The sequence below is a fragment of the Nocardia sp. NPDC060259 genome, assembly GCF_042728775.1.
Taxonomy (GTDB): Bacteria; Actinomycetota; Actinomycetes; order Mycobacteriales; family Mycobacteriaceae; genus Nocardia.
On record NZ_JBHXAY010000160.1, the window covers coordinates 1 to 11,018 of the forward strand.

Below are 11,018 nucleotides of genomic sequence, written 5' to 3' on the forward strand. Positions count from 1 at the left end.
GCTGGGAGACGCGGCCCTCGTCGTACGGCTGGTGGATCAGCCGGCGCTGATCGAACTGAACAGGTTCTGGATGGTCTGCAGGATGATCTCGGTCAGCAATTCAGCGGCGGAACCGGCCATGACAACACTCCTCGTTTACGAGTCCTCATCAGGTGTAACGAACATGTGAAGCGTGCCCTATCCACACTGTGTCGCGTGGCGTTTTCGTGAAAAAAATTCACACAACCCGGAGAAACGAGAAGGCCGCGTCCCCGACGGAACGCGGCCATCCCGAACAAGTGCCAACAGGTACAGACCGGTGTTGGACTCGGTGTCGATCGCGCGGCTGGCCGAGGCGTTCTTGCCCGTGACCAGGGTGCGGATGTAGACGATCCGCTCACCCTTCTTACCCGAGATCCTGGCCCAGTCGTCCGGGTTGGTCGTGTTGGGCAGGTCCTCGTTCTCGGCGAACTCGTCGACGATCGAGTCGAAGAGGTGCTGTATCCGCAGACCCGGGTTGCCGGTGTCGAGCACGGACTTGATCGCGTACTTCTTCGCCCGGTCGACGATGTTCTGGATCATCGCGCCGGAGTTGAAGTCCTTGAAGTACAGGACCTCCTTGTCACCGTTGGCGTAGGTGACCTCCAGGAACCGGTTGTCGTCGCTCTCGGCGTACATCCGCTCGACGACCTTCTCGATCATCGCCTCCACGCACGCGGCCTTGTCGCCGTCGAACTCGTGCAGATCGCTCTCGTGCAGCGGCAGCGTCTCGGTGAGGTACTTGGAGAAGATGTCCTGCGCCGATTCCGCGTCCGGCCGCTCGATCTTGATCTTCACGTCAAGGCGGCCCGGCCGCAGGATCGCGGGGTCGATCATGTCCTCGCGGTTGGACGCGCCGATCACGATGACGTTCTCGAGCCCCTCCACGCCGTCGATCTCCGAAAGCAGCTGCGGCACAACGGTGGTCTCCACATCGGAGGAGACACCCGAACCACGGGTGCGGAAGATCGAGTCCATCTCGTCGAAGAACACGATCACCGGCGTGCCCTCGGAGGCCTTCTCGCGCGCCCGCTGGAAGATGATCCGGATGTGGCGCTCGGTCTCACCGACGAACTTGTTGAGCAGCTCGGGACCCTTGATGTTGAGGAAGAAGGACTTGGCCTCCTTGGCGTCCTCACCGCGGGCTTCGGCGATCTTCTTGGCCAGCGAGTTGGCGACGGCCTTGGCGATCAACGTCTTACCGCAACCGGGCGGACCGTAGAGCAGCACACCCTTGGGCGGGCGCAGCGCGTACTCACGGAACAGATCCTTGTGCAGGAACGGCAGTTCCACGGCGTCGCGGATCTGCTCGATCTGACGGCCGAGACCACCGATGTCGGTGTAGTCGACGTCGGGAACCTCTTCCAGCACAAGGTCTTCGACCTCGGCCTTGGGGATACGCTCGAACGCGAAGCCCGCCTTGGTGTCGACCAGCAGCGAATCACCCGGCCGCAGTTTGCGAATCGGCGAATCGGGATCGTCGAGGTCGTCGTACTCGGCGACCTTGGACAGCGGCCCGGACAGCCAGACGACGCGCTCCTCGTCGGCATGGCCGACCACCAGGGCGCGCCTGCCGTCGTCGAGAATCTCGCGCAGCGTGCCGATTTCACCGATGGCGTCGAACTTTCCGGCTTCGACGACGGTGAGCGCTTCGTTGAGCCGGACGGTCTGGCCGTACTCGAGCGTCGCGACGTCGATGTTGGGCGAGCAGGTGAGGCGCATCTTGCGACCGGAGGTGAAGACGTCGACCGTCTGATCGTCATAGCTGTGGATGACGATGCCGTAGCCGCTGGGCGGCTGGCCGAGGCGATCGACTTCCTCCCGCAGGGCTATCAGTTGCTGGCGCGCTTCTTTGAGCGTGTCCATCAACTTGCCGTTGCGGATGGTCAGCGAATCGATCCGTGCTTCCAATTCGCGTGCGCGATCCGGCGAGTCGGCGAGTTGCCTGCGGAGAGCAGCCGCCTCGGCGCGTACCGCCTCGAGCTCTCGCCAGGCCGCCGAATCGGAATTCTCGTTGGGGCTCATGATGCTGCTCCTCCCAGTCCCGGTCTTTCAACGCTACCGGGCGCGGTCCGTTCTCGCTTTCCGACATGGTTTCGTCGTGATCACATCTTGTACGGCGATGGGCCGGTCCAGGGCCGTGTTAGGCTCCCCTAACACCCCGCCCCGGGGCACTCGGCGAGTGCACTCGCCCATCGAGCCGAAAGGTTGCTGAGCATGCTCCTTCCTACCCGCACGATCCGTGTCACCGTCGCTACCGCTGCTGCGGCACTCGCCGTTACCGTCGGACTGACCGGTTGCGGCGGCTCCGACGATTCCTCGACGAACGCCACCAGCAGCAGTACCAGTATCGCGGCCGCTCCGTCCAGCATTTCGGCAACCCCGGCTCCGTCCGGTGACAACGCCGCCGCCCCCAGCGCCGATTCCCTGAAGGCGACGCTGATCAAGTTCGCCGACCCGGCGCTGTCGACCGACGAGAAGGCGAAGCTGATCGTCAACGGCGACGCACGCAAGTCCAACATCGACCAGATGAACGGCATGCTGGCCGGCTACACCCTCACCTTCGCCGTCGACAACGTCGTGACCAGTGGAAACACCGCGACCGCCGATGTCACCATCACCTCGCCGCACGGCACGGCGCCCGCCTTCCCGGTCACCTGGGAGCAGGTCGACGGCACCTGGAAGCTCTCCGACGCCAGTGGCTGCCTGCTGCTCGGCTTCGCGCAGGCCCCCTGCACGCCCGCCTGAGGCCCGCGAGCGTCCCGGGTAGTCCGCGAGTACAGCCGGGGCCTTTCGCTCGCTGTGAACTGCACAGAGAACCCGCGGTAGCCGTTTCCCGGCGACGGCCGTCCCTAGCGTGTCGCGAGACATGACCGTGTGGGCGAAGGGCTGGATGCGATGCCGGGTACGCGAGAGAAGCTGGAGCAGCTGCGGGAGGCACTGGGGCAGGCCGCCGAACCCGCGGGGGCGAGCGGGGTCGCCAAGCGCGCCGCCAAGGGCATCCCGAGCGTCCGCGAACGGGTGCGCGCGCTGCTCGACCCCGGCAGCTTCCTCGAGATCGGGGCGATGGCCCGTCAGCCGGGCAATCCGAACGCCATGTACGGCGACGGGGTGGTCACCGGCCGCGGCCTGATCGACGGCAGGCCGGTCGTGGTGATCGCGCACGATCAGACCGTCTACGGCGGCACCGCGGGCGAGATGTTCGGCCGCAAGGTCGAGAACGCGCTGCGGTTCGCCTTCGACAAGGCGTGTCCGGTGGTCGCGATCAACGATTCCGGCGGTGCCCGGATCCAGGACGCCGTCGCCTCGCTGGCCTGGTTCGCCAAGATGAGCCGCCGCCAGGAGCGGCTGTCGGGGTTCGTGCCGCAGGTGTCGATCATGCTCGGCAAGTGCGCGGCGGGCGCGGTCTACGGGCCGGTCAACACCGATGTGCTCGTCGCCACGGAGAACTCGTACATGTTCGTCACCGGCCCCGAGGTGATCAAGGCCGTCACCGGCGAGGACGTGAGCATGGAGGAGCTCGGCGGCGCGCACAATCAGGTCCGCAACGGCACCATCCACCACGTGAGCGCCACCGAGGAGGAGGCCTTCGCCTGGGCCAGAGCGTATTTGAGCTTCCTGCCGTCGAGCTGCCTGGAGCTGCCGCCGATCGTCAATCCCGGCCTGGAACCCGAGACCACCGTCACCGACCGGGAACTCGACTCGATCATCCCCGACTCGGATCGGGAAGGCTACGACATGCACGAGATCCTGCTGCGGATCTTCGACGACGGTGATTTCCACGAGATCCGTTCCGGCACAGCCAAGAACCTGATCACCGGCTTCAGCAGGGTCGACGGCAGGCCGGTCGGTGTCGTCGCCAATCAGCCGCTGGTGCTCGGCGGCGCGATCGATGCCCGCTGCTCGGACAAGGCGACCCATTTCATCCGCCTGTGCAACGCCTTCGGGCTGCCGCTGGTCTTCGTCGCCGACACCCCCGGCGTCCTCCCCGGCATCGAGGAGGAACGCAACGGGGTGATCGTGCGCGGCGGCCGGGTGTTTCGCGCCATCATCGAGGCGACGGTCCCGATCGTCAATCTCGTCGTCCGCAAATCCTACGGCGGCGCCTACGGATTCATGGCGTGCAAGCAGATCGGCGCCGATGTCAGCTTCGCGTGGCCGACGGCGCGTATCGCCGTGATCGGCGCCGAGAGCGCGGTCGACCTGATCGGGCGCAAACAGCTCCAGCAGGTGCCCGAGGAGCAGCGCCCGGCCGTCCGTGACGCGATGATCGACCACTACAACGCCACCGTCGCCACGCCATGGGTGGCCGCCGAACGCGGCTACATCGACGCCGTCATCGAGCCGTCCCAGACCCGCCTGGAGATCCGGCACGCCCTGCGCCTGCTGCGGGAGAAGGAGCAGTCCGCGGAACCGAATCCCCGCAAGCACAGCCTGTTTCCGGTGTGAGGCGCTCAGTCCCGCAGCCGCCGGACATAGAGCTGCTGGGCGGCGCGGGCCACGAGTGTGCCGTTCCCGTCGACGATCTCGGCGCTGTGCTCGGTGATCGACTTCGCCCCCGACTCGGTGGCCTGCCGGATCTCGGCGACCTGCTCGCGCGACAGGCCCATGGTGGCGGTGACGGTGCCACGGCCCGGGGTGAGGAACTCGATGGACCCGGTGATGTTCCAGATCCGGTAGCCGCGGCCGAGCTGGCCGTAGGCCATGATCGCGAAGAACGGGTCGGTCATCGAGTACAGGGTGCCGCCGAACGCGGCCCGGTTGGGATTGTTGCGGTTCCACGGACGCACCGTGTAGGCGACGCGGACCGAAGTCCAGTCGGCGGCAATGTGTTTCACGCGCACTCCGCCGAACAGGTACGGCGGGAAGACGTTGAACAGCGCGCGGTAGATCCGTGGTGACTCACCGGGATACAGCGTCCCGGCGGCCGGGTCCTTCGCGGCGGTCGGTTCGATTCTCGACATGGGGTCCCCTCCCTGCCCCGGCCGACGGGCCGGGATCCACGCCGCTCCCCGGGGGGCGGCTCTCGATGTGGGCACTCGGGCGCCCACATCGAAAGCTGCCCAGGATCAGGGGAACCGAAACCTCGTCAGCCCTTCGACGGACGCCGCTGCGGCTTGGGGGTGACCGTACCTTCGGCGAGCCTGCGCGCGCTCACCAGGAACGCGGTGTGGCCCTGCATCCGGTGTTCGGGGCGAACGGCAAGGCCGACGACATGCCAGCCGCGGACCATCGACTCCCAGGAGCGCGGCTCGGTCCAGCACTCCTGCTCACGCAGCGCCTCGACGACCTTCGACAGCTGGGTGACGGTCGCGACGTAGCAGATCAGCACACCACCGGGCACCAGCGCCTTGGACACGGCGGGCAGCGCGTCCCACGGAGCGAGCATGTCCAGGACAACGCGGTCGACCTGCTCACCTTCGTAGTGGGCGACGTCGGCGACGGTCAGCGACCAGTTTGCCGGGCGTTCGCCGAAGAACGTCTCGACATTGCGAATCGCGTGCTCGGCGTGGTCGTCGCGGATCTCGTAGGAGATAACTTCGCCCTCGGGGCCGACCGCGCGCAGCAGCGAGCAGGTCAGCGCGCCGGAGCCCGCGCCCGCCTCGAGCACCCGGGCGCCGGGGAACACATCGCCCTCGTGGACGATCTGCGCGGCGTCCTTGGGGTAGATGACGGCCGCACCGCGCGGCATCGACAGCACATAGTCGACGAGCAGGGGGCGCAACGCCAGGTAGGGGGTGCCGTTGGTGGACTTCACGACGGTGCCCTCGTCGGTGCCGATGAGGTCGTCGTGCTTGATGCCGCCGCGGTGGGTGTGGAATTCCTTCCCTTCCTCCAGCACCACCGTGTAGAGGCGCCCCTTGGCATCGGTCAGCTGCACCCGGTCCCCGATGGCGAATGGACCGGTCCGTCTGGCCGTCATGTATCTCCGTTCTTCGAATGAAGCCTCCAGCCTGCCAGGTCCGCGCGATCACCCACCGAACGGGGTGACCCGTCGCGGCTACTTCGCCGCCGCCAGCACCCGCTGCTGCTCGCGGGCTCCGGCGTGCGCGTCGTCGCTGGTCTTGGCCCAGACCTCGGCGACATGTCGTCCGGCGGTGACCAGGCACACCCAGGCGTTGGCGTGCTCGTTGCCGTCGGTGAGGCAGGACACGCCGGGGACGTCGGCCGGTGCCGGGGCTGTCTTCATGTCCCGCGCGGTGCCGATCGCGGCGGCGGTGGCGGTGGCGAGTTCGGTCGCGCCCGCCGCGTCGGCGGCGCGGTAGACGGTGCTGCCCTTGTTCGCCATCGCGCTCACACCCACCTTGGGGTAGAGCGTCACCGCGGCCTGCTGGTCCTCGGCGAACAGCAGCGCGGCGTGCTGCCGGTAGGCCCCGCGGCCGCCGCCGTTGTCGCCGACGGAGAGCGCGTAGATGCCGTCCGGGTCGTAGGGTAGCCGGGCGAGCTCGGATTCCGTTGTCGGAGTGAACGCTTCGAGCAGCGGCCGCTGACGTTTCAGGGCCTCGACGACGGTCGCCTCGATCTCGGAACGCCCGCCGGCGCGGACTTCGGTGAAGATCACATAGTCGCGGTAGGGCGTGAAGGCCATGCCCTCGAGCCTGCCCCGTTCCTCGAGGAGCACGAACCGGGCCTCCGGGGCGTCGGCCACGGTGGCGGGGGTCCAGTCGGCGCTCTGCATCATCCCGCGTTCGGAGGTCGCGGCCGCCGCGAACTCGGTGGCCGCGGAGGCCGCCGTGGCGGCATCGGGGAAGCGCATCACGCCGTGGGTGAGCCAGTCGGTCCCGGCGGTGCCCTTGCCGCCGTTGGAACGCTGGCTGAGGAAACCGGCCAGCAGGTCGTTGGCGTCGGCGACGGCCGCGATCGCGGCGTGGTGTCCGGTGGAGACCATCAACCGGGCCGAGGTGAGGACATCTGAGCTTGCGTGGCGCACATACCGCGGGTCGATGTCGGTGGGCAGCGCCAGCACCTCCGCGATCCGCATGCCCTCGGCCAGCTTGCCCGTCCGCAGTGCCTGCTCCGGACTCTCGGTGGAGGTCGCCGCCGACGACGTCGGTGCGGGTACCCGCACCGTCTTGCCCGGTTCCTCGCACGCGCTCAGCGCGATCATCGCGGCCACGGCCGCCCCCACCCGAATCATTCGACGCATGCGGTGATCTTGGCAGAACGGCACCGCCGCGACCGAATCGCCGGGATCGGTGTCGGTGGCTGCCGATACCCTGCGAACTATGTCAGTGCCCGTGTCCGCGTCCCTCGCCGACGACACCGCCGGTGAACCGGTTCGCCGGTCGCGTCCGGCGTTGTCGCCTTCGCGGGCAGCCGATTTCAAGCAGTGTCCGTTGAAGTACCGGTTGCGGGCGGTCGACCGGATTCCGGAGCCGCCGTCGCGGGCCGCCGTGCGCGGCACCGTCGTGCACGCGGTGCTCGAGGACCTGTTCGGGCTGCCCGCGGCCGATCGCCATCCGCGGCGGGCCGCCGAGCTGGTGCCCGGTGCGTGGGATCGGGTGCGCGCCGATCGCGACGGTATCGACGAACTGGTCGCCGCCGACGGCCCGGAGGCGCTGTTCGAGGAGGTGCGGCGGCTCGTCGAGAGTTACTACGAGCTGGAGGACCCGACCAGGTTCGAGCCGCACGCGCTCGAGGAACGGGTGGAGGTCGATCTGGCCGGTGAGATCCCGCTGCGCGGGTTCGTCGACCGCATCGATGTCGCCCCGAACGGTCTGCTGCGGGTCGTCGACTACAAGACCGGCCGCGCCCCCGGCCCGCTGCACGAGGCGCGCGCGCTGTTCCAGCTCAAGTTCTACGCGCTGATGATCCTGCGCACCCGCGACATCGTGCCCGCCCAGCTGCGCCTGATCTATCTGGCCGACAAGGTGCTGCTCACCTATGCCCCCGACCGCGAGGAACTGGAGCGCTTCGAACGCATCCTGATCGCGCTGTGGCAGGCGATCCTCGAGGCGGGCCGCACCGGCGACTTCCCGCCGAATCGCAACGCCCTGTGCCGCTTCTGCGATTTCCAGAGCCTGTGCCCGGAATTCGGCGGCACCCCGCCGCCGTATCCGGGGTGGCCGCAGCAGGATTCGGCGCCGGTCGAGCTGGGTCTGCCGGACGTGCGGCCGCCCGAGGACGTCTGAGAGCCGGACGCCCCGCCGGACCGGCTCGCGCGGCCGCCGATCACCGACGGCCGCGCGGCGGGCTCACACGGTGAAGTCGCGGAACAACAGCACCGAAAGACCGAGGCCGACGGCCAGATTCACCACGGCGGCGGATCCGAAGACGGCGATCGGACGCCAGCCCGCCTCCCGCAGACCGCGCAGCGAGAACTCCAGGCCGATGGAGACGAAGGCCAGGATCAGGAACCAGGTGCGCAGATCGTTGATGATCGCGATGTGCGCGGCGCCGGTCTTCTTGTCGACCGACTGCAGATACAGGGTGCCGATGACCGAGGCGGCGATGAAGCCGAGCACGAACTTCGGGAACCTGGACCAGAATTCGCCCAGGCTCGGCCTTGCCGCGCCCGGGGTGCGGTCGACCCGGAAGGCGAACCAGGCGGTCAGCGCGATCGCGACCAGCCCGATCAGCGCGTTCTGGGTGGTCTTGACGATCGTGGCGATCTTCAGGGCGTCCTCACCGGTGAGCGCGCCCGCCGCGGCCACCGCAGCCGTGGTGTCGATATTGCCGCCGATCCAGGCGCCCGCCACCGCGTCCGACAGGCCCAATGCCTCGGCGAGCCACGGCAACAGGAAGATCGACGGCAGCGCGAAGATGATCACCAGCGACGCCGCGTAAGCGATCTGCTCGCGCCGCGCCTGCACCGCCCCCGCCGCCGCGATCGCCGCGCTCACCCCGCAGATCGACACCGCCGAGGACAGCAGCGCCCGCAGCTTGTCGTCGAGCCCGAGCTTGCCACCGAACCACCAGGTGAACCCGAAGACGATGGTGATCAGCGCCAGCGCCTGCACGATCGACGGTCCCGCCGCCGTCACCAGGATCTTCAGATTGATCGACGCGCCGAGCAGCACCACCCCGGTCTTGATGAAGAACTCGGTCCGGAACCCGGCCGAAAGCCGTTCCCGCAGGCCGAGTTTGCTCAGCACGACATTGCCGATCAGGCCGATCGCGATCGCGTACACGGGGTATTCGACCGACTTGGCGATCCGCTTGAACGGCGTGTCCGCCGCCCATTGCGGCACCTGGGTGTCGAAGAAGCGGGTCAGCGCGCCGAGCGCGAGCACGAGCAGGATCCCGGCCACGATGTCGGTGCTCGTCGGGCGCGGATTCGCTTGCAGCGCAGCGGTTTCCGTCGTGGCCTTCGGCTCGCTCATCACGGCACCAGCCACTCGGGGATCGCCCCGACCAGAACGAGACCGATCAGCGCGAGGCCGACGACCGTGGCCAGCCAGTCCTCATTCCACGTGAAGGCGCTACCCGGCCGCGGCTCGGGCTGTGTTCCGGACATGGTGACTCCTTGCGTTCCTCATCGAGAAACCGCAAGGTAGCAACGCGCTCCCCCGGCACACACCGATTGCGCTCACCCTGAACCGATCTCGCGCGGCGCCCCCGATCGGCCGCCTACGCGATCGGCCCGGCGAGCACATCGCGCGCGCCGGGCCGATCGGGACGAACAGGGGTCAGAACGCGCGGCAGGACCGGATGTCGGTGGCGAGGATAGCCTTGGCGCCGAGGTCGGCGAGGCGGTCCATCAGATCGTTGCCCTGCTTGCGCGGGACCAGGGCGCGCACCGCGACCCAGTCGGGGTCGGTGAGCGGGGAGACCGTGGGCGATTCCAGGCCGGGGGTGATGGCGACGGCCTCGTCGAGCAGCGACTTGGGGCAGTCGTAGTCGAGCATCAGGTACTGCTGAGCGAACACGACACCCTGGATGCGGGCGATGAGCTGATTGCGCGCCCGGTCGTTCTGGTCGGAACCGGTGCGTTCGATCAGCACACCCTCGGAATCGCACAGCGAGTCACCGAAGGCGACCAGGTTGTGCTGACGCAGGGTGCGGCCGGAGCCGACCACGTCGGCGATCGCGTCGGCCACGCCGAGCTGGATCGAGATCTCGACGGCGCCGTCGAGGCGGATCACCTCGGCCTCGATGCCGAAGCGCGCGAGGTCGGCGCGGACCAGGTTCGGGTAGGAGGTGGCGATGCGCTTGCCCGCCAGATCCTCGACCTTCCAGTCCGCACCCGCCGGGGCGGCGTAGCGGAAGGAGGAGCGGCCGAAGCCGAGCGACAGACGCTCGCTGACCGGCGAACCGGAGTCGAGGGCCAGGTCGCGGCCGGTGATGCCGAGATCGAGCTCACCGGAGCCGACGTAGATGGCGATGTCCTTGGGCCGCAGGAAGAAGAACTCGACCTGGTTGACGGGGTCGAGAACGGTCAGCTCACGGGAGTCGGTGCGTTTGCGGTAACCGGCCTCGCTCAGGATCGAGACGGCGGATTCCGACAGCGAACCCTTGTTGGGAACTGCGACGCGCAACATGGGAATGGGGTCCTTTCGGGGAGAAGACGGGAGGAGGTGTCGACCGGACGGATCAGCCGTCACAGATGTCGGTACACGTCCTCGAGCTTCAGCCCGCGACCCACCATCATCACCTGGACCCAGTACAGCAGCTGGGAGATCTCCTCGGCGAGGGCTTCGTCGCTCTCGTGCTCGGCGGCCAGCCAGATCTCACCGGCTTCCTCGAGCACCTTCTTACCCTGGAAATGGACGCCGGCGTCCAACGCGGCCACGGTGCCGGAACCCTCGGGACGGGTCTGGGCACGCTCGGTCAGCTCGGCGAACAGGGATTCGAAGTTCTTCACGATGAGTGATTGTTTCACACGCCCGCCACCGGATTTCCAGCCCCGCACCCGGGCCCCCGGACGGCCGCCGAACAAACCCGGCCCCGTACTCCCCGACCCTGAGGAGGGGACGGCCACGCAGTGGCCGGTTCGCGGCCGTCCCGCCGGTCAGGTGCCGTTGCGTAGGCGACGAAGGAGCAAGCAACGGTGCCTGACC

At 68.1% G+C, this 11,018-nt stretch carries 10 protein-coding genes and 1 pseudogene; 3 read left to right on the forward strand and 8 right to left on the reverse strand.

The window, feature by feature from the left end; genetic code table 11:
• Positions 1–285: 285 nt before the first annotated feature.
• Positions 286–2,043: pseudogene (gene arc, locus ACFWF2_RS32295) on the reverse strand (proteasome ATPase); the annotation flags it as partial.
• A gap of 192 nt (positions 2,044–2,235) precedes the next feature.
• Between arc and ACFWF2_RS32300 the strand changes: the two are divergent.
• Together ACFWF2_RS32300 and ACFWF2_RS32305 are read left to right on the forward strand one after the other, a co-directional pair.
• Positions 2,236–2,766: a hypothetical protein gene (locus tag ACFWF2_RS32300; RefSeq protein ID WP_379311278.1), complete on the forward strand. Its 531-nt coding sequence runs from the start codon at positions 2,236–2,238 to the stop codon at positions 2,764–2,766.
• Between the two features lie 150 nt (positions 2,767–2,916).
• On the forward strand, positions 2,917–4,467 hold the full coding sequence (locus ACFWF2_RS32305) for an acyl-CoA carboxylase subunit beta (protein ID WP_379311279.1): 1,551 nt from the start codon (positions 2,917–2,919) through the stop codon (positions 4,465–4,467).
• A 5-nt stretch (positions 4,468–4,472) separates the two neighbouring features.
• On the opposite strand, the gene ACFWF2_RS32310 is transcribed toward ACFWF2_RS32305, so the two are convergent.
• The 3 genes from ACFWF2_RS32310 to ACFWF2_RS32320 form a co-directional block, all read right to left on the reverse strand.
• Entirely contained in the window at positions 4,473–4,982 is a 510-nt protein-coding gene (locus tag ACFWF2_RS32310) for a DUF4442 domain-containing protein (protein WP_379311280.1), read from the reverse strand.
• 125 nt (positions 4,983–5,107) lie between these two features.
• On the reverse strand, positions 5,108–5,941 hold the full coding sequence (locus tag ACFWF2_RS32315; protein WP_379311281.1) for a tRNA (adenine-N1)-methyltransferase: 834 nt from the start codon (positions 5,939–5,941) through the stop codon (positions 5,108–5,110).
• A 78-nt stretch (positions 5,942–6,019) separates the two neighbouring features.
• Complete coding sequence (locus ACFWF2_RS32320) at positions 6,020–7,165, reverse strand: hypothetical protein (protein WP_379311282.1); 1,146 nt, start codon at positions 7,163–7,165, stop codon at positions 6,020–6,022.
• A 79-nt stretch (positions 7,166–7,244) separates the two neighbouring features.
• Here ACFWF2_RS32320 and ACFWF2_RS32325 point away from each other — a divergent pair, with 79 nt between their 5' ends.
• Positions 7,245–8,150, forward strand: coding sequence for a RecB family exonuclease (locus ACFWF2_RS32325; RefSeq protein WP_379311283.1), 906 nt, complete (start codon positions 7,245–7,247; stop codon positions 8,148–8,150).
• Positions 8,151–8,213: 63 nt separating this feature from the next.
• Here ACFWF2_RS32325 and ACFWF2_RS32330 read toward each other — a convergent pair whose 3' ends face one another.
• The 4 genes from ACFWF2_RS32330 to ACFWF2_RS32345 form a co-directional block, all read right to left on the reverse strand.
• Positions 8,214–9,341, reverse strand: coding sequence for a YeiH family protein (locus tag ACFWF2_RS32330; RefSeq protein WP_379311284.1), 1,128 nt, complete (start codon positions 9,339–9,341; stop codon positions 8,214–8,216).
• Positions 9,341–9,475, reverse strand: a complete 135-nt coding sequence (locus tag ACFWF2_RS32335; RefSeq protein ID WP_379311285.1) for a hypothetical protein — start codon at positions 9,473–9,475, stop codon at positions 9,341–9,343. The genes ACFWF2_RS32330 and ACFWF2_RS32335 overlap by 1 nt, the downstream gene beginning before the upstream one ends.
• A 172-nt stretch (positions 9,476–9,647) precedes the next feature.
• The gene (hisG, locus tag ACFWF2_RS32340) at positions 9,648–10,499 is read right to left on the reverse strand and encodes an ATP phosphoribosyltransferase (protein WP_189023003.1); all 852 of its coding nucleotides are present in this window, start codon (positions 10,497–10,499) and stop codon (positions 9,648–9,650) included.
• A gap of 59 nt (positions 10,500–10,558) precedes the next feature.
• Positions 10,559–10,822, reverse strand: a complete 264-nt coding sequence (locus ACFWF2_RS32345) for a phosphoribosyl-ATP diphosphatase (RefSeq protein WP_110041330.1) — start codon at positions 10,820–10,822, stop codon at positions 10,559–10,561.
• Positions 10,823–11,018 lie beyond the last annotated feature (196 nt).